Below are 18,551 nucleotides of genomic sequence, written 5' to 3'. Positions count from 1 at the left end.
AGAAACTTGATGCGCTTACCTTTACCCTCAAAGTTGTAACTAAATCTTCAGGGTGGACAGTTTCTTTGTATATTAATGGTTAAAAGCTTTTCTGGTCTTAACATCTGACTTTATTTTACCAATTACGAAAATATTAACAATACTTGTTTAACAAGCGTTTGATTATGAATTTTTACAATATCATGGAAATGTTAATCTCGGCAAGAGATAATAAAAATATTGGGCAACTAAAAGTAGCTAATACACAAAGTCTGTAAGCCTTATTCAGCAAGCCTTAAGTAAAAATGGGTGAGCAAAAATGCCCACCCCAGAAACCTTGTATAGATATGTACAAACAAATTATTAACGACCAATAACTTGACCTTCTAATTGCAGTAAAGCTTCCACTCGTGCTTCAGTAGCTGGGTGACTAGAGAAAAGATTTCCCAAAAACTTCCCAGAAATGGGATTAATAATTAATAATGGTTCAAAAGCTGGATTAGCATTCAAAGGCATTTGTTTGGCTGTAGATTCTAACCGTTGCAAAGCCCTAGCTAATGCGCGAGGATTACCTGTTAATTTGGCCGCACCAGCATCAGCAGAAAACTCTCTAGTCCGGGAAATAGCCAACTGAATAACTGTTGCAGCTATGGGTGCAAATATAACTGTAGCTAATACACCCAAAAAATTTCCACCTCTTTCATTATCCCGTGAACCGCCACCAAACCACATACTGTAACTGAGCATTTGCGCTAGGAAAGAAACAGCCCCAGCGACGGTAGCCGCAACTGCTTGAGTTAAGGTATCACGATTAATAATGTGGGTAAGTTCATGGGCTATTACGCCTTCTAATTCATCTTCTGGGAGAATATCTAAAATACCTGCGGTGACAGCTACAGCAGAGTGTTCAGGATCTCTTCCTGTCGCAAAAGCGTTGGCTGTTGGGCTAGGAACAATGTATACTCCCGGCATGGGAATATTCGCACGGGTAGATAGTTTTTGAACGATGCGATACAGTCCCGGTGCTTCTGCTGCGGTGACAGGTTGGGCTTTATATACTGCTAAAGCAATCTTATCTGATTGATACCAAGAGAATAAGTTAGTTGCTGCGGCTAACCCAATTCCGATAACTAAACCCCCTATACCACCAATTACCCAATAACTAATTGCTATTAATAAACCACTCAAAGTAGCTAGTAAAATAGCAGTTTTCAGTTGATTTCCCATCTTAATAACTCTCCTGTTAATGCTGTGTTAATTTTTGTAACTTTATCTGGACAACAGCATCTTTTTAGCCACTCCCTAATTGTATCGAGTTCAACTTTGAGGTACAGTGATGAAAACCTGTCGTCAAAGTACGGTTTTCTCGCTGGTAATGGGGAAACCATTTGCACCTAAAATTATTTTTTTTATTTGATAGGTGTTTCCCCTGGTAAAATGAAACCATATTTTTTCATAATAGTTCTAGATTGTGAACTGTTAATAAAATTTGTAAAATTACGAGACTGCAATTCATGTTTACTATCTTTAATTACAGCCAACATTTGCTCAAGGGGTTTATGTAAATCTTCAGGAATTAAAACCCAGTTTCCTGGCTTATTAATACTCAGCGATAAAGCCGAAATAGTTACATCAACATTCCCAGTTTCTCCATATTGTCGAGCTTGACTTATATTTTGCGCTAATACTAGCTTGGGTTTTACTTTTTCCCATAAACCCGCCGATTGTAATGCTTCTTTTGCAGCAAGTCCATAAGGTGCATGATCAGGATTAGCAATAGCTATTTTTTTGATTTCTGGTTTTACTAAATCTTTAATATCTTGAATCTTTAGTTTTGCGTCTTCACGAGTCCATAAAGTAATACGCCCAATCCCATAAATTTGTTTTGTATCGGTAATAATTAACCCCTTTTTATCTAATTCTTCAATAAATGCTCTATTAGCTGCTGCAAATATATCTACAGGCGCTCCATTTTCTATTTGTCTAGCTAACTGACCTGTAGAACCAAAATTAAATACTATTTTATTTCCCGATTCTTTTTCAAAGGTTTTACCAATTTCCTCAAACGCATATTTGAGATCAGAAGCCGCCGAAACATTTAATGTTACCTTTGGTGAAATAGATTGAGTAACTTTTGGGTTAGAGTTGATGGTTTGTGTACAAGCTATTAAAACTAAAGTTAGGAAAAAAGCTAGGAAAAATTTAAGTTTAAATTTCATGATTGACTAGGTAATTTTTAGAAAACTTTGCATACACAATACACCCTAGTAATATTGTTTGTTTTTATTTGTTACACAATGTAATTGTGTCATATTTTCTTAACAAAATTTTCTTTTTAGAAATAGTGCTAACTAGCTATCAAATTTTGGATTAGATTCTTTATATCTCATTATTATCGGTTTAGTTAACACAATATGATTTATAGAGCTATATTATCAAAAACCCTATTGTTTCGTTAATATAGTTATGCGGAGCAAAATATATGATATAATTTCTATCCTTAGACTTTAAGTTTACTGTGCTGCAAGATTCTAAGCATCAAGCGATTTGATAAAAATGATGTAATGTAGTTAAATAAAGCTATGAACGGCGATGGAACTCGCCAAAACCGCCTTTTGAAAGGCTGATAGTTCCTACTTTTCCCACTTGCTGCGGGAGAGTAGGCTATGGCTAAAACCTAACTCCCCTGTAAAAAGTATCTGTCTACAAATCGCACTTTCAGGAGTTAGGAATGTTATTAAGTATCATTTTGATTTTATTGATGGGCTATTTTAGCGGACAAATTGCCCGTCGGTTAGGCGCTCCACCTTTAATTGGGATGATTTTAGTAGGAATTATACTAGGTTCTCAAGTAGGAAATGTCATCAGTCCAGATGTATTAAATGCTGCCGATGAATTAAGAACTGTGGCAGTGATGATCATTTTAATGAAAGCTGGACTAGGGTTAGATAGAGAAAAACTGGCTCAACAGGGGACTGTGGCCTTACGGTTGGGATTTTTACCTGCAACTACAGAAGCGATCGCGATCGCCCTCGCCTCTATGGTAATTTTTAAATTAGACTTCCCCACCGGGTTACTTTTAGGCTGTATCATTGGTGCCGAATCTCCCGCTGTCATCGTTCCAGGAATGCTGAGACTAAAAAGTTTAGGTTGGGGTGTCACGAAAGGTATTCCCGATGCTATTTTAACAGGTAGCGCCTTATCTGATGTCCTGCTGTTATTAGTTTTCAGCCTTTTACTGAGTTTTTTGAGTAAAGGAGGAGTTGAGCAAATTACCCTGTTTGGGGGTTTGACTTTAAATGCTCTGCAATTACTCCCACTGCAAATTATCATGCAGATATGCTTAGGAATTTTGTTAGGTTACTTAGCTGCACGGTTATTAGTTTCTCTATTAACTAAACAAAATTGGACTCAAAACGCCGTCCAAGATACGATTATTGCGGCTGGAATAGCTTTATTATTGGTAATTGTTGCTCACATTTTACCTTACTTTTCTGGTTATTTGGCAACAATGGCTTTAGGATTTTTCTTAATAGAATTAGATGCACCTTTAGCTCGAAGTTTGCGCGGTGGATTTGATAGTTTATGGGTAGTAGCAGAGATTTTTCTGTTTGTTTTATTGGGTGCAACTATTCAACTGCAAGTATTAGGAAAAATACTTTTACCTGGGATTTTAATTTTAGCAATTGGTTTATTTTTTGGTCGGATGATCGGTTGGTATTTATCCACATTAGGTAGTAATTGGAATTGGCGTGAAAGACTGTTTTTACTCCCAGGAAACTCCGCTAAAGCCACCGTACAAGCTGCCATTGGGGCGATTCCCCCTAGCGCAAGGAATAGCAGGAGGAGAGATCATTTTAGCGATCGCTGCCCTCTCTATTTTAACCACTGCACCTCTAGGAGCTTGGGCAACTATGGCTTTTGCACCTAAATTATTAACTAGAGGAGAAGTTGACCCCACAAAAGTCACAATTACCAATCATACCCTGTTCCTAGCTGCCGTAGACACCTCTAACTTATCAATTGAAGTGTTAACAAAAGTAGCAGATTTAGCCCGTCGTAGTCATGGTAAAGTCATCGTTTTACATATAGTTAATATCTCAAATGATCAAGCCATCAAACAATTAGAAGCACAAGCTAAAAAATTGCTATCGGATATTAAATATGAGTTTTTGACAACAACGGGAACTGTTCCCGAAGAGATTATTCGGATCGCTCAAGAGTATCATGTCACTGCAATTGTCATGGGAAAACGCGGACATCAACCGTGGGAAAAAATGCTGATTGGCTCAGTATCACAAGCAGTCTTAGAAACAAGCCCCATTCCAGTCATCTTATTAGAAAACCAGAAATTGAAATAACTCCAAACATACTCACATACCTAAGTACAAAATTATCTGCGTTTATCCGCGTTCATCATCTTCTATCTGCGGTTAAGATAATTAAAACTCCCTATTGAAAAATTCATCAATAAAGAAAATGGTGCAAACACAATCTCCTATCAACGAAAATTCCCTACCAGAAATATTACCCGGAGGGAACAACCCAGATTCTTTTGAATTAGCCCAAGCATGGTATCCAGTTCACTATCTTCAAGATTTAGATAAATCAAAACCCACTCCCTTCACTCTTTTAGGTAAAGATATTGTCATTTGGTGGGATCAAAAAATCGCATCTTGGCAAGTATTTATAGATCAATGTCCCCACCGTCTTGCACCCCTTTCCGAAGGCAGAATTAACGAAGATGGATTATTAGAATGTCCTTATCATGGTTGGGCATTTTCCGGAGATGGAACTTGTCAAAAAATCCCCCAACAAGTTGCAGGTGGAAAAGCAGAAACTTCTCCAAGAGCTTGTGTTTCATCCTTACCAACAACCGAGAAACAAGGATTATTATTTGTCTATGCTGGTGATCCAGAAAAGGCTGTAAATACGAAAGTTCCTCTAGTTGAACCAATAGAAGCAGCACCGGAAGGATGGGTAATTATTAACACTTTTAGAGATGTTCCTTATGATGCTCTCACATTATTAGAAAACATCCTTGATCCCAGCCATATTGCTTTTACCCATCATCGTACAGTTGGAAATCGCGCCAATGCTGCACCCTTAGAATTAGAAATAGTTGAATCTGGAAAATATGGTTTTGAAGGTATTTGGAAACAAGGTTTAAAACCTGGACAATCAGGAAAACTTTCTACAACATTTATTGCTCCTGGTTTAATGTGGCATGATATTAATGCTGAAAAAGGCAGAATTTTAACCGTTGTTTATGCTGTCCCGATTCGCAAAGGTGAATGTCGAATAATTGCCAGATTTCCTTTTAAGTTCAAGTCTAAAATACCCGGATTTTTTATTAAAATTCGCCCCCGTTGGTATGTCCATATTGGTCAAAATGGTGTTTTAGAAGATGATCAAATTTTTCTCCATTATCAAGAACGTTATTTAGCGGATAAAGGTGGTAGTCCTAATTTTAATAAAGCCTTTTATCTAGCCACAAAAGCAGATACTTTTGTGTCCGAGTTACGTAAATGGGTAAATCAATATCATGGAGAAGCATTTCCAGAAGAATCTTTACCACCCCGGTTACTAAATAGAGAATTACTACTAGAAAGATATCATTCCCACACAGAAAAATGTGCTAGTTGTCGCCAGGCTTTAGGGATAATTCAACAATTAAAGTTTTGGTGTGGTGTTCTGACTATCCTCGCTTTAGCTAGTAGTCCTGTATTTGCATTTTTGATGGAAACAAAATCAATTTTATTAGTGATGATAGAAACATTGATTCCTCTGTTATTAGGTGCAGCATGGTGGAAATTAAATACATTAGAAAAGCAGTTTTATCAAGGAAGAATGATCCCCCCGCGCAATTTACATGAGTAAATGAATTGCTTTTTCGCACGCAGAGGCGCAGAGACGCGGAGAGAAATTAAGAGGATTGATTTAAACTTTATCCTTATAGTTAATTGCGTGAATTAAAAGATAACTAATATTTTTTCTCTGTGTCTAGAGTGGTTTGTTAAAAAAATGGTAATTTAACAGTATGATTAAGAATAATTGAACGCAGATGCACGCAGATGAACACAGATAAAGATGGACAATCAAAAATCAAAACATGATACTTTCAAACAACATCCTGTAAATCCTAAAATCCTGGATATCCTGATTCTGACAAATAATTAAGATTCTGCATTGGTAAAGTCTATTTTTTCATAAATATCAGCCAGAGAAATTTGACCTGGAATAGAAGTTAAATTTAAAGTATCGTTAATATTTTCATATTCTAAAAACATCCATTTTCTATTATCAGTTTTTACATATTGTTCAACGTGAATTGTGTATTGGTCAATTAAAATATATTCTTGAAAACTAGCAATAGTCCGATAAGCTGCAAACTTTTCATCTCTATCACAACCTTTGGTAGATTTTGATAAGACTTCAGCAATCATCACTGGATTAGTAATAGTGTCATTTCTTCCTTCTGCAAACACTAGGGGAGTTTGGACAACCATTACATCAGGATAAATATGAATCTGTCGTTTAGGAATCCAAAGCCGTTGATCAGTATCATAGACTTCATAAGGTTGGCATTTGAGGGCAAAATGTATGGCAACATATAAATTACCAGCTATTTTATTATGATTTGGTGTTTCGCCTGTCTTATGGATAATTAATCCATCAATATATTCGTGACGTAGTTCTGAATTTACCTCAAATTCTAGGTATTCTTCAGGTGAGTAGTAGCGTGTTTTTTGTGCAATAGTCATGATATCTAGATCCTTTTATTGCTTTACCATTGATGTTAGCTTACTCATATTTAATATGTTATTAAACCTGCATCAATTTCAAAAAAATACTTCTTGACGCATAGCAGCAAATCGCCAGTAAGTATCAAAAATTTCTTGTCTTACTTGCATATATTGTTCTCTTTGCTTCTCATCATCATTTATGGGCTAATAAAGTTTAGTTAAGCCTAAAAATCAACATTATCAAATTTTTAGTTGGGTTGCGTTGTCGCTTCACCCAATCTACCATTTTTTAACTTGGAAGGGAGCAAAGACGCAAAGTGTTTTTTGTGTCTTTGCTTATTACTGGAGTTTAGTATCTCTAAAAGAGATGGTGCAAAACAAAACTCAAATAGGTTGAACTTTATCCCGCAGCATCAGGTAATGGTTTTTTGGGTGTTGCTAGTTGCATGATGATCTCTAGTAACCAAGGGGCGAGACGTTGGCATAATACAGCTAAGTGAGATTGCCATCCTACTAAGATCTCTGGTGTATCGTTTTCTATGCCGATAACGAGTGCTTGGGCGACTTGTTCCGGTGTCATGGGAATTACTCCATGAAATAAATTCAAGTCACGCACCATGTCTGTTTCCGTGAGGGAAGGGAGTAAAGCAATAACGCGGACATTGTGTTGAGCAAGTTCTTGACGTAGTGCTTGGGTAAATCCGACAATTGCAAACTTAGTGGCGGAATATGTGGCCATTGTCGGTGCGGCAACTTTCCCCATTAAACTGGAGACATTGACAATGATCCCCTTTTTTTGACTAACCATGCGTTTGGCTATCAAGCTGGTGAGGGTATACATTCCCAATAAATTGACGGATAGTTCTTCTTGAAGTTGGGGAAGTTTTGATTGCAGAAATGAATTTTGGTGTGCGACTCCGGCACAATTTACGAGTAGATGAATTGGTCCATAACTGCGCCAAAGTTGAGCTACGGCTATGTTGACGTTGATTGAGTGAGTTAAGTCTAAGGCCATGATTGTAGTTTCTACGCCCAAAGCTTCGATTTCTTGGGCTACTTCGGCTAACTTTTGCCGATCGCGTGCTACCAATATTAACCTTTTCATTCCTTGTTTGGCTAATTCTAAAGCGATCGCTCGGCCAATTCCACGAGAAGCCCCGGTAATTAGTGCAACTTTTCCTTGAATATTCATTGGTTTTCACCTCCAAATTCTTCGTCTTCCTTTTGCGTTCTTTGCAATCACAAGGTCAGACGATGGATGAACGGTAAACTAAAATCAACTCTCAACGAGTTGCGATCGAAGATCCTTTTTCTGCTCATCTGCAATACCCCTTTATTGCTTCTCGAAAGCAGAAATTATTTGTCCTCATAATGGGAACAATCAACATAAAAGACTTTTGGCAGGATGGATAAAGCTCATTGATTTTACCTCTCTAATGATCCGAGCATTCACCAGTGCTGTCGTACCTACACACATTAGCAACTAAATCAAGTTATTGCAATATTTTTTAATCAGGATTTCTGAACAGTCGTTTTCGTTAAGTATATATATCGCAATCTGAATTTATATAAGTTTTTATGAATACCGAACCATTAATGTCTTGATCCCCTCACAATTTAGGGATTTTTGTTACAAAAGACACATTTTTTTACCTTATTTAAAAATATATGCTGCTGAATTTGGAATGTATTTATAAAAATTATTTGCACAAGAGTTTCCCATTTTTTCCCGCTTCTACCTATGAATAAATCCCCTATACTTATGAAACATCTTCAAAGAATCCCTGTATGAAAAACGTCTCTACAATGATTAAAATCAAATTAATCAATTGTTAATTTATAAAATATGTCTTTAGGTAATTGAGTAATTACTAAGTGTCAAGTTAATTTATCTAAAACGGTAAGAACCTAATCACACATAAATTCCCAGACAAAAACAACACACCTGTTATAGCAGTTTTACGTTATTAAAAAAAAACATAATGAATCACACCTTTAATTTTGGTAAACCCAAATTGCCTGCAAAAACAACCGTATTTATTGTTTCCTGTTTACTCCTCATAAATTTTGGCAAAGGACTAACACAGGAAATTCCCCTGAATCCGGCAACACCTCAACCAAACAAAACAAAAACAACTTCAATTGATGGGTTATTTTTCGCTGATATTATTGTGAGGGGACAGCCTATCTTCCAAATTGGTAGTGTGGGTAATGTGAGTGCTAGACAACGCGCACAAATAGTTAACCGTCGCATTGCAGGTATTTTGACACAACCTCAATCAGGCAGAGATGTTACTGTTGTTTTTGATAAATCACGGGGTATTGCTACCATACAAATAGGCAACCGGGTTTTAATAACTGTTACCAAACAGGATGGACAAGACTTTAATTTACCAGTAGAAATTCTGGCACAAAAGTGGGCAAATCAACTATCTAAAGCATTTGAACAACCACCTTTAGTAATTGACATAGGGCGAAGATTATACAGGACTGCACGCCAATTTCAGCGAGATAGTATTGATAATCTACCTTCCTTTTTAGGTGCATTTTTAGCCTTAATTGCTACTTGGATAATGGCTGCTAGTGTCCGTCGTTTTACACTATTTGCTTCCCAGCAGTGGGAAGTTGACCGCAATTCTAAAATTCTTGTGAGTCGTTTGGTATACGGTAGCGTTTGGGTAATGGGTACAATTGTTGCTTTGGGGGTTTTGGGGCTTGATTTTGCTACCTTAGTAGGAACTCTAGGATTAACAAGTGTAGCAATTGGTTTTAGTTTACGAGATATATTAAGTAACTATTTTTCGGGAATTGTTTTATTAACATCTCGCCCCTTTCGTTTAGGTGACCAAATTGTGATTAAAGAATTTGAAGGTACAGTTACTCAAATTCAGTTGCGAGCAACAACATTAAAAACCTATGATGGCCGTGTAGTTTCTATTCCCAATCAGGAAGTGTTTAGAGCTATTATTACTAATAATACTGCTTGTACTCATCGCCGTAGCTCAATTATGGTGGGGATTGACTATGACTCAGATATTAGTAGAGCAAAACAAATTATTAATGATGCAGTTTTGAGAGTCGAAGGAGTTGAATCAGAACCAACACCGGATATTTTAGTGCGTGAACTTGCTGCAAGTACAGTAAATATTGAAGTACGATTTTGGGTTGATTCTCGTCGGTTGCCATTTCTAGAAATGACTTCTCATGTAGCACAATCAATTAAAGAAGCATTAATGCAAGCAGGAGTGGAAATGCCAACAGATATTTATACTGTCAGGTTACGAGGTTTACCACCATTTATTGATAACCATCACGTTAATTAACTAAGATGATAAAAATTTATTTAATTAAACATTTTTTGGATTAGTATATTAATTATAGATAATATAGCCAACTTCTCCTAAAAAACGAAAATTATAAATTAGTATAACCTATGGTAGATGTCAAATACAAATGAGCAACTCAGTAAAGAATTCATTAGAACAAATAGGTACTAATAAATTAGTTCACTACCTATTGCTCTTTGCCCTTGGATGGGTAATAGTCCAAGTTTTAGCTTATTTTTCCACAGTAATTATCGTTTTTATCTTAGCAGCAATTGTAGCATTTTTGCTTAATTATCCTGTGCAGTGGATACAGCGTTTTTTGCCCCACAGTTTCGCCGTTATTTTAGTATTTTTAATAAGTCTGTCAATTCTGGTTATTTTTACATTCACAATCGGTTTTACTGCTTTATCTCAAGGACAAGACTTACTCGGTCAATTTCCAGACTTTGTAGATTTTCTCATATCTTTATTAAAAAGACTAGAAACTTTCCTAGCTAGGTGGAATTTACAAGTAAATTTAACGGCTGTTGAAGAACAAATCCGAACTCAAGCTTTAGAAGGAATTGGTATTGGTTTCGCTACAGTTCAAAGATTATTTTCCAGTCTCATTGACATAATTTTGATTGCTGTGGTAGCTTTCTTTATGTTGCTAAATGGTGAACGTCTTTGGTATTTTGTTCTCAAACTTTTCCCTGAATATCTGCGTAATAATTTGACTATTTCTATCCAGCGAAACTTTTTAGGCTTTTTTTGGGGACGGTTAATTTTATCTGTATTTTTTGGAGTTTCTGCCTTTATTGTCTTTTTGATTTTGCAAATTCCTTATCCATTAATTTTATCAGCTATTGCTGGAATTTTTGACTTAATTCCAGGCATTGGAGCGACATTAGGAATTAGCATTGTAGCTTTAATTGTTTTACCTCAAGGAATTTGGATCAGTATAAAAGTATTAATAGGTTGTATTTTAATTCAACAAGTAGAAGAGAATTTGCTAATGCCACGCATTATGCAAGGTTCATTAAATATTAATCCAGTTGTGATGTTTTTCGCATTATTAATAGGTGCTAGAATCGCAGGTTTACTAGGAGTTTTTCTCGCTGTTCCCATTGCTGGAGTAATTATTAGTCTATTTGAAATAGATGAGTTAAAGGCAGATTAAAAACTCATCTTTTTGATAGATGATTACCTACAACAATTCTTCGATTCTAAATATAGAAGTCAGGAGTCAGGAGGTAGGGGCGACAGGTTCTGCGCCCAGTCAGGAGAAAGGAGGAAGAAGAAAGGAAGGAGTTATCTGTCAATTGTCAATTATAAATTATCAAAGGACTATTTCTTATGGTTAGTTTAATAATTACTTGGTTAGTCACATCTATCAGTTTTTTAATTATTTCTCGACTACCGATAGGAGTAGAAATAGACGGCTTTGGTAAGGCATTAATTACCGCCGCAGTTTTTGGGGTTTTGAATGCACTGTTACTGCCTATTTTAACTTTATTCACCTTACCATTTATTATTATTACTTTGGGCTTATTTTTCTTTGTGATCAATTCCATTATCTTTGGTTTATCCGCTGCTTTAGTACCTGGATTTCGCCTAAGATACGGTTTTTGGAGTGCCTTTCTTGGCTCACTTGCTTTAGCAATCATTAACTCAATTCTCTTGAGACTCATAGCACCACTTACCTAAGAAAAAAACAAGTGTTCCATTGTCATTGCTAGTAAATATGAAGTATATGATCATGAAATTTTTACAACAACAAGTTATGTTGTTTATAACAGGAGTTTGTCTAGTATCTTTACTATTTGCTTGTCAAGTTGAACCCATAACAGAATTATCAACTTCCATAACAACACCTGTACAAGACGTTGTTGCTACTACTCAATTTTTCGCTGTAGCTTATCCTGACAGAGAACTAAGTGCTTCTCCCGCAGAGTTACCAAAATTACCTTACGCTGATAATGCTTTAGAAAAGGCTATTGATGCCCAAACGATGAAGCTGCATCATGACAAACACCATAGTGCATACGTTAATAAATTAAATGAAGCATTGCAAAAGCATCCTGAGTTGAAAAGTAGAAGTGTAGAAGCAATACTGCGTGACTTAAATAGTGTACCAGAGGATATTCGGCAGACGGTACGGAACAACGGTGGTGGTCATCTTAACCACACAATTTTCTGGCAAATCATGAGTCCCAATGGTGGTGGAGAACCAACGGGAAAAATAGCCCAAGAGATAAATCAAACTTTTGGTAGTTTTGATGCTTTTAAAAAACAGTTTAATGAAGCCGGTGGAAACAGATTTGGGAGTGGTTGGGTTTGGTTGGTGCGTAATCCCCAAAATCAACTACAAATTGTGACTACACCAAATCAGGATAGTCCTATCATGGATGGTTTGTATCCTATTATGGGTAATGATGTGTGGGAACACGCATATTACCTCAGATATCAAAATCGTCGTGCTGAGTATCTCAATAACTGGTGGAATGTGGTGAACTGGACGGAAATTAATCGGCGAGTACAGGCGGTATCTTCACAATAAAGTTAATAGTTGTAGGGTGCATCAGACTGCATAAATGTTTATTGACAATTGGTATAACCAGGGGTTTATCTTTGCTATTATGAGCAAGAAACTTAAGGGATTTTATAGTTAAAGACTTGACAAGACGAAAAATATACGCTATATTCATGTTATGAGTGGTAATCTGTCCGCGCATATATAGTAAGATTTTCTATTATTAACATTATTATTTTTACCCATATCTAAAATATCCCTAAATACTTTTTTCATTCTTCACTTTTGGGTGAACCATATAAATAGTAAGAGTGTTCCAAACAATAAATGATCCAAAACCAGAGATTGCTTCATTCCGCTCCGCTCCATTCGCAATGACAATTGGGCATTTTTTTACTTGGAATACTCTAATCTAAATTTTTTGACATATCAGATGGTAGCTTTTCCCATTCTGTTTGAGGAATTTGGCTAGTAATATCATTAATTATATAACTATTTGGTTGATTTGCATACCATTGATTAACTAGAAAAACAATATCATTTATTGCTTGTTTCGTTAATTTTCTAAATTTGAGATTTGGATTCAAGTTTAATTTTTTTCTGTTTTGCCTATCAATGATTGGTGCTAATATCCATTTATAGTAACCATGATCATTATCTTTATCTAAGGTGAAGAAAAATAGACATATTGGAAAATTAAATTTTTTAGCTATTGATATCAATTCCTTAGAATCTACATTACAAATCTCATCATCTTGTATAGGGTTTGCACTAGATTGTGTACCTCTTACTATCACCCCAAAATATTTATCAATAGAATCTACATTCTTAGTATTTTTGGTAATTGAAACCAAAATATCTAAGCCTTGATTTTGTTTATCTTTAGAAACAATTAAGTCATCACGACGAGTTAAGTATACAACTGACAAAGCTTCTGAACGTAAGCCAATATACCAGGGTTCTTTATTGTTCATAATTATTCAATTAAATCAAATGAAAATAATTCCTGAGCTTTCGCAACTGTTTTCGACCCTATACCCTGAATAGTTCCTAGTAATTCGGGTGTAAATGTACCATGTTCTACTCGCAATTTGATAATTTGTTTTGCTGTTGTTCGTTGAATATTTAGTATACTTTCTAATTCATGCTGTGTTGCTTTATAGATATTAGGTTTAATTTCTCTGCTAACAAAACTTTTATCTAAATAACCTAAAAGATCAGCAATTAATAAATAAGTATGAAAAACAGTTTTAACTGCTTCTACTTTAGTAATTGAAGTATGAACACCTTTATTAATTAGTTTATGTGTTTTTTGTAAATAGCTACCTAAAAAATCAATATGAGTTTTAGCTAATTCTCTGTTAGCTTCGCTTTCTATAGCTTTATCCATAAAAGTCCAAAGTCTGTTTATATATTGCTCTTGACCTAGTTTTCTGCCATTTACATTATTATCAATTGGTGGAAAAAGTTCATCTGCAAGCCCTTCAATAAGTCGTCTACAAGAAGTTAAAGCGTGTGACCATTCTTCTGGATTCTCACTAGAAACAGATTTAAAAGCAATCATCAGCTTTTCGGAAAGTTCAGGATTTAAATCTAGAAGTTTATCATCAACTTCCTCTTTGAGAAAATCAAAATTGGTTTTAATTATATCTGTAGATACATATTTTTTAAAAAGATTCAAAGCCTTTTCATGAGCTTTTCTTTTTACATGAGATATTCGTTCTAATAAATTATACTTGTGGTCAATATCATCTTTCTCTTTTTTATTTGTTACCATTTCTCCATATTTAGATTCTAAAAAACCTATACTTTGGCATCCAAATTCTCCATAATGATCCACCATAAAACCAATATCTTCTCTGTCGATATCCTGGTTAATTTTGATTCTATATCTTTGCTGAAGAAATTCTGTGGCTTGAATTATATTTTCTTCTTTTTTATCTTGATCATTTTCATTTCTGTACTGACGTATCACAAAATTAGAGTAATCCTTTAAAGGAAATATATAATCTTGCTTACCAAGATGGATTTCACACCAAACTACGATTGACTCTTCATCCAGTATTTGAGCAACACGCAAGAGTTTTTGAACACCTGATGTAACACTACCCTTTGGTGATTCTAACTCTTTTAAAGCCTCATGTAATATTGTTATCGCCTCTTGTTTTGCATTAACCATAAAAATAAATTCAGTTGGGGTCTATTAAGTAACTTGCTTTTATACAGTGTATCTTAACACTCATTAATTCTAAGTTACTTTAGAGCAAAAAAAAGCAAAGACACAAAAAACACTTTGCGTCTTTGCTTCTTAGCGTCTTTGCGCGAAACTAACCTAAATTATAAATTAACCCTTCCTGCAACTTATCCAAAACACTGCGATATTTCCTGTCCTGCTGCCAAATTCCGCAACAAACGCCGCATAATCTTACCAGAACTGGTTTTCAGTAAAGCATCAGTAAACCTGATTTCACCAGGACGAGCGATCGCTCCAATCTCATTATTATGGTGCGTAAGTCCTATAAGAATTATTTTTTACAGTAATTTATCTACCAAATTATTAGCTAAATCTAATAACTCTAGATCATCCATTAGATCAAGATCATTAGCTAACACATTTTTGACAGCAGATGTTTTGTCATGTTCTCTAGAAATTCTCAAACATTCCTCTAAATTAACTGCCAAATCGAACAGTGATGTATCTCCTATATATTTTCTAATCTTGATAGCTACATCATCATCACTTACTAAAAAATCTTTCAGAGCATCGAACAAAGAATTAGATATTTCATCATCTCCCCAGGTTTCTAGCCAATCACCTTCAACATCTTCTACATAAATATGAACAAAATTTAATCCATAATTTAGCCAATCTTGCTGCATTCTCCGGGCTGCTGCTAAAGCTTCGGTCAAATCTTCGAGTTGGGCGCTATTATTAGTTTGTTGTTGGTTAACCATAAATGGTATTTTCCGCGGATTAATGATGTTGGCTAGGACACAGACTTCGATTTCAATACTTGGGAATCAGGAGAAATTCACATACTTCCCCGCCGCGAGATGATCACTGTTATACAGCGCGACATTAACTAACTGATTGATAAAATCATGTTCTTTGGGATTGTAACTGAGAAACAATCCTCTTTCGATTTCCCACAATTGCAGTGCATTTTGCCAATTTTGATATTTTTTGCTATGGAATTCTTCGCTAACACTTGTGACTTGAATACAAAGTGGTTTATTTTGATGATTGCTAACAATTAGGTCTGTTGCCATAGAAAGGTCGGCTATATAACGCCGCCAAAAATCCCCTTCATGATGGACAATATCCTGAGCTATATATTTAATAATATCACTATCAGCCTGATTAAACTCCCCTGCCATCATTTTTTTCTTCCAAATGTAAAATTTGGTATCTGTGGCATTTATCCATTTGGGAAATAGACAACCATACCAATATCGCTCATTGGCTGTCATTTGCTCAAACTGTAATTTTTGGTCTTCCTCAGAAGGTAAGGATTTAATAGCCAACCAAACCTTAGAGTCCGTAATTACTTCTAGCAAAAAAGCTACGACGATTGGTTTAGATGTCAGTGAACCAAGCTTGATATGTCTGATCCAACGGTTGATCTCTCTTAATTTTACGGTGAGATTGGGATCTATTCCAGAAGCTTGCTCGATCAGTAGATTTAATTTATCCTTAATTTGTTTTGCTTGCAAACTATACCCTATTGTAGAACACTACTAACTCAGTTGCTAAAAATTTATATTGAAATTGGTCAGTAAACAGGATTGTTAAAAACATCATCATTATTTTATGTGACGGCTGCATTGAGAAATTCAGCGTTAATTAATTCTCGTACTAGAGTAATACTAGATCAGCATATCAGTAAATAATCTTTACAGTGGATGTAACTTCATAAAAATCTAAAGATTATTTACCACAACTCAGTTAAAAATAGTTTTCAGTCACAATCTCATTAGCATAAATCACCATGTCTCAACCGACTATAGAATCTATCCTACAGGAAAAACGGCTCTTTTATCCTTCTAGTGATTTTTCGCAACAGTCAAATATTAAAAGCCTTGAAGACTATCAGCGTCTTTATGATGAAGCCAAAGCTGATCCTCAGCTATTTTGGTCAAAATTGGCAGAAACTGAGTTAGAGTGGTTTAAAAAATGGGACACTGTACTAGATTGGCAACCACCTTTTGCTAAGTGGTTTGTAAACGGTAAGATTAATATTTCTTACAACTGTCTTGACAGACATCTCACTACTTGGCGCAAAAATAAAGCAGCATTGATTTGGGAAGGAGAACCGGGAGATTCACGGACGCTGACTTATGCCCAATTGCATCGGGAAGTTTGCCAGTTTGCGAATGTATTAAAACAGTTGGGAGCAAAAAAAGGCGATCGCATTGGTATTTATATGCCGATGATTCCCGAAGCTGCCATAGCTATGTTAGCCTGTGCGAGAGTTGGCGCACCTCATAGCGTTGTTTTTGGTGGATTTAGTGCTGAAGCTTTACGCGATCGCTTGAATGATGCCGAAGCTAAGTTAGTGATCACTGCCGATGGTGGTTGGCGCAAAGATGCAATTGTTCCTCTTAAAGAACAGGTAGATAAAGCTTTAGAGCATGATGCAGTTCCCAGCGTGACAGATGTCCTCGTTGTCAAACGCACAAATCAAAAAACCCAGATGTCAGCAGGACGTGACCATTGGTGGCACGATTTACAACAAGGCGTTTCCGCTGATTGTCCCGCTGAACCAATGGACAGCGAAGATATGCTGTTTGTCCTTTATACTTCTGGTAGTACCGGCAAACCGAAAGGCGTTGTTCATACCACAGGCGGTTATAACTTATACAGCCATATCACCACGAAATGGATTTTCGATCTCCAAGAAACTGATGTATACTGGTGTACTGCCGATGTAGGTTGGATTACGGGACACAGCTATATAGTTTATGGTCCCCTTTCTAACGGTGCAACCACAATCATGTATGAAGGTGCGCCCCGTGCTTCTAATCTTGGATGTTTCTGGGATGTAATTGAAAAATACGGCGTAACTACTTTTTATACTGCACCTACAGCAATTCGCGCCTTTATCAAAATGGGTGAACATCATCCCAAATCCCGTAATCTTTCGTCTCTGCGATTACTGGGAACTGTCGGTGAACCCATTAACCCCGAAGCTTGGATGTGGTATCACAAAATCATTGGTGGTGAACGCTGTCCAATTGTGGATACTTGGTGGCAAACGGAAACCGGTGGGATTATGATTACACCCCTACCTGGGGCAATTCCCACTAAACCAGGTTCTGCAACTCGTCCTTTCCCTGGTATTATTGCGGATGTGGTGGATTTAGACGGCAATTCTGTTCCCGAAAATGAAGGTGGTTATTTAGCCATTCGTCATCCTTGGCCAGGAATGATGCGGACTGTATACGGTGATCCTGATCGTTTTCGGCGGACTTACTGGGAACATATTCCGCCCAAAGATGGTAATTATACGTACTTTGCTGGTGATGGTGCAAGAAAGGATGAGGATGGCTATTTCTGGGTAATGGGGCGCGTAGATGATGTCCTGAATGTCTCTGGACACCGCTTAGGAACAATGGAAGTAGAATCTGCGTTAGTATCTCATCCTGCGGTGGCGGAAGCTGCGGTGGTCGGTAAACCGGATGATTTGAAAGGGGAAGAAGTTGTAGCTTTTGTAACCTTGGAAGGGACTTATCAAGCCAGTGAGGAGTTGAGTAAGGAACTGAAAAAGCACGTTGTTAGTGAAATTGGCGCGATCGCCCGTCCTGGTGAAATCAGGTTTACTGATGCTTTACCAAAAACCCGTTCTGGTAAGATTATGCGGCGGTTGTTGCGGAATCTAGCTGCTGGTCAAGAGGTATCAGGAGATACTTCAACCTTGGAAGACCGCAGTGTTTTGGATAAATTACGAGAAGGTTCATAGTCGTAGGGGCGCAGGGTCTGCGCCCAGT

The 18,551-nt window shown here is 36.5% G+C and carries 14 protein-coding genes, 2 pseudogenes and 1 riboswitch; of the genes and pseudogenes, 7 read left to right on the top strand and 9 right to left on the bottom strand.

Going from position 1 to position 18,551, the window contains the following annotated elements:
* Nucleotides 1-342: 342 nt before the first annotated feature.
* Entirely contained in the window at nucleotides 343-1,206 is an 864-nt protein-coding gene (locus tag FJR38_RS08100; RefSeq protein WP_168498598.1) for a M48 family metalloprotease, read from the bottom strand.
* A 182-nt stretch (nucleotides 1,207-1,388) separates the two neighbouring features.
* Nucleotides 1,389-2,198, bottom strand: a complete 810-nt coding sequence (modA, locus tag FJR38_RS08095; RefSeq protein ID WP_168536355.1) for a molybdate ABC transporter substrate-binding protein — start codon at nucleotides 2,196-2,198, stop codon at nucleotides 1,389-1,391.
* A gap of 360 nt (nucleotides 2,199-2,558) precedes the next feature.
* Nucleotides 2,559-2,622, top strand: a riboswitch (Fluoride riboswitch).
* Between the two features lie 88 nt (nucleotides 2,623-2,710).
* Between modA and FJR38_RS08090 the strand changes: the two are divergent.
* Nucleotides 2,711-4,340, top strand: a pseudogene (locus tag FJR38_RS08090) (cation:proton antiporter).
* Between the two features lie 118 nt (nucleotides 4,341-4,458).
* Complete coding sequence (locus FJR38_RS08085; protein WP_168536353.1) at nucleotides 4,459-5,859, top strand: Rieske 2Fe-2S domain-containing protein; 1,401 nt, start codon at nucleotides 4,459-4,461, stop codon at nucleotides 5,857-5,859.
* Nucleotides 5,860-6,155: 296 nt separating this feature from the next.
* On the opposite strand, the gene FJR38_RS08080 is transcribed toward FJR38_RS08085, so the two are convergent.
* Both FJR38_RS08080 and FJR38_RS08075 read right to left on the bottom strand, forming a co-directional pair.
* Nucleotides 6,156-6,743, bottom strand: a complete 588-nt coding sequence (locus tag FJR38_RS08080; protein ID WP_168536351.1) for a Uma2 family endonuclease — start codon at nucleotides 6,741-6,743, stop codon at nucleotides 6,156-6,158.
* A 382-nt stretch (nucleotides 6,744-7,125) separates the two neighbouring features.
* Complete coding sequence (locus tag FJR38_RS08075; RefSeq protein WP_168536349.1) at nucleotides 7,126-7,917, bottom strand: SDR family oxidoreductase; 792 nt, start codon at nucleotides 7,915-7,917, stop codon at nucleotides 7,126-7,128.
* Nucleotides 7,918-8,707: 790 nt separating this feature from the next.
* Between FJR38_RS08075 and FJR38_RS08070 the strand changes: the two genes are divergently transcribed.
* The 4 genes from FJR38_RS08070 to FJR38_RS08055 all read left to right on the top strand — a co-directional run bounded on the left by FJR38_RS08070 (nucleotide 8,708) and on the right by FJR38_RS08055 (nucleotide 12,590).
* Nucleotides 8,708-10,048, top strand: coding sequence for a mechanosensitive ion channel family protein (locus FJR38_RS08070; RefSeq protein WP_168536347.1), 1,341 nt, complete (start codon nucleotides 8,708-8,710; stop codon nucleotides 10,046-10,048).
* A gap of 130 nt (nucleotides 10,049-10,178) precedes the next feature.
* Nucleotides 10,179-11,210: an AI-2E family transporter gene (locus FJR38_RS08065; RefSeq protein WP_168536345.1), complete on the top strand. Its 1,032-nt coding sequence runs from the start codon at nucleotides 10,179-10,181 to the stop codon at nucleotides 11,208-11,210.
* 176 nt (nucleotides 11,211-11,386) lie between these two features.
* Nucleotides 11,387-11,737: a phage holin family protein gene (locus FJR38_RS08060; protein ID WP_168493198.1), complete on the top strand. Its 351-nt coding sequence runs from the start codon at nucleotides 11,387-11,389 to the stop codon at nucleotides 11,735-11,737.
* 46 nt (nucleotides 11,738-11,783) lie between these two features.
* Nucleotides 11,784-12,590, top strand: coding sequence for a superoxide dismutase (locus tag FJR38_RS08055; RefSeq protein ID WP_254449390.1), 807 nt, complete (start codon nucleotides 11,784-11,786; stop codon nucleotides 12,588-12,590).
* A 380-nt stretch (nucleotides 12,591-12,970) separates the two neighbouring features.
* Here the strand turns inward: FJR38_RS08055 and FJR38_RS08050 are convergent, their stop codons facing one another.
* From FJR38_RS08050 to FJR38_RS08035, 5 genes and pseudogenes are all read right to left on the bottom strand, one after another.
* The gene (locus FJR38_RS08050) at nucleotides 12,971-13,537 is read right to left on the bottom strand and encodes a DUF4365 domain-containing protein (RefSeq protein ID WP_168493196.1); all 567 of its coding nucleotides are present in this window, start codon (nucleotides 13,535-13,537) and stop codon (nucleotides 12,971-12,973) included.
* A gap of 2 nt (nucleotides 13,538-13,539) precedes the next feature.
* Nucleotides 13,540-14,742 (bottom strand): helix-hairpin-helix domain-containing protein, encoded by a 1,203-nt coding sequence (locus FJR38_RS08045; RefSeq protein ID WP_168536343.1) that lies wholly within the window; start codon nucleotides 14,740-14,742, stop codon nucleotides 13,540-13,542.
* Between the two features lie 148 nt (nucleotides 14,743-14,890).
* Nucleotides 14,891-15,071 (bottom strand): annotated as a pseudogene (locus FJR38_RS29260) (hypothetical protein); the annotation flags it as partial.
* A 24-nt stretch (nucleotides 15,072-15,095) separates the two neighbouring features.
* The gene (locus FJR38_RS08040) at nucleotides 15,096-15,518 is read right to left on the bottom strand and encodes a hypothetical protein (RefSeq protein WP_168493193.1); all 423 of its coding nucleotides are present in this window, start codon (nucleotides 15,516-15,518) and stop codon (nucleotides 15,096-15,098) included.
* Nucleotides 15,519-15,584: 66 nt separating this feature from the next.
* Nucleotides 15,585-16,277 carry a hypothetical protein gene (locus FJR38_RS08035; protein ID WP_174763515.1) on the bottom strand — a complete coding sequence of 231 codons (693 nt, stop codon included), beginning with the start codon at nucleotides 16,275-16,277 and terminating at the stop codon, nucleotides 15,585-15,587.
* 275 nt (nucleotides 16,278-16,552) lie between these two features.
* On the opposite strand from FJR38_RS08035, the gene acs reads away from it, so the two are divergent.
* Nucleotides 16,553-18,523, top strand: a complete 1,971-nt coding sequence (gene acs / locus FJR38_RS08030) for an acetate--CoA ligase (protein WP_168536341.1) — start codon at nucleotides 16,553-16,555, stop codon at nucleotides 18,521-18,523.
* Nucleotides 18,524-18,551: the final 28 nt, after the last annotated feature.

It is taken from the genome of Anabaena sp. UHCC 0253, assembly GCF_009712085.1.
In the GTDB taxonomy this organism is placed as follows: domain Bacteria; phylum Cyanobacteriota; class Cyanobacteriia; order Cyanobacteriales; family Nostocaceae; genus Dolichospermum.
This window is presented reverse-complemented; position numbering and strand designations above follow the sequence as displayed.

Excerpts from the sequence above, each read along its gene's own strand:
- FJR38_RS08100 (WP_168498598.1), bottom strand. The coding sequence starts at position 1,206 with ATGGGAAATCAACTGAAAACTGCTATTTTACTAGCTACTTTGAGTGGT.
- modA (WP_168536355.1), bottom strand. The coding sequence starts at position 2,198 with ATGAAATTTAAACTTAAATTTTTCCTAGCTTTTTTCCTAACTTTAGTT.
- FJR38_RS08085 (WP_168536353.1), top strand. The coding sequence starts at position 4,459 with ATGGTGCAAACACAATCTCCTATCAACGAAAATTCCCTACCAGAAATA.
- FJR38_RS08080 (WP_168536351.1), bottom strand. The coding sequence starts at position 6,743 with ATGACTATTGCACAAAAAACACGCTACTACTCACCTGAAGAATACCTA.
- FJR38_RS08075 (WP_168536349.1), bottom strand. The coding sequence starts at position 7,917 with ATGAATATTCAAGGAAAAGTTGCACTAATTACCGGGGCTTCTCGTGGA.
- FJR38_RS08070 (WP_168536347.1), top strand. The coding sequence starts at position 8,708 with ATGAATCACACCTTTAATTTTGGTAAACCCAAATTGCCTGCAAAAACA.
- FJR38_RS08065 (WP_168536345.1), top strand. The coding sequence starts at position 10,179 with ATGAGCAACTCAGTAAAGAATTCATTAGAACAAATAGGTACTAATAAA.
- FJR38_RS08060 (WP_168493198.1), top strand. The coding sequence starts at position 11,387 with ATGGTTAGTTTAATAATTACTTGGTTAGTCACATCTATCAGTTTTTTA.
- FJR38_RS08055 (WP_254449390.1), top strand. The coding sequence starts at position 11,784 with ATGATCATGAAATTTTTACAACAACAAGTTATGTTGTTTATAACAGGA.
- FJR38_RS08050 (WP_168493196.1), bottom strand. The coding sequence starts at position 13,537 with ATGAACAATAAAGAACCCTGGTATATTGGCTTACGTTCAGAAGCTTTG.
- FJR38_RS08045 (WP_168536343.1), bottom strand. The coding sequence starts at position 14,742 with ATGGTTAATGCAAAACAAGAGGCGATAACAATATTACATGAGGCTTTA.
- FJR38_RS08040 (WP_168493193.1), bottom strand. The coding sequence starts at position 15,518 with ATGGTTAACCAACAACAAACTAATAATAGCGCCCAACTCGAAGATTTG.
- acs (WP_168536341.1), top strand. The coding sequence starts at position 16,553 with ATGTCTCAACCGACTATAGAATCTATCCTACAGGAAAAACGGCTCTTT.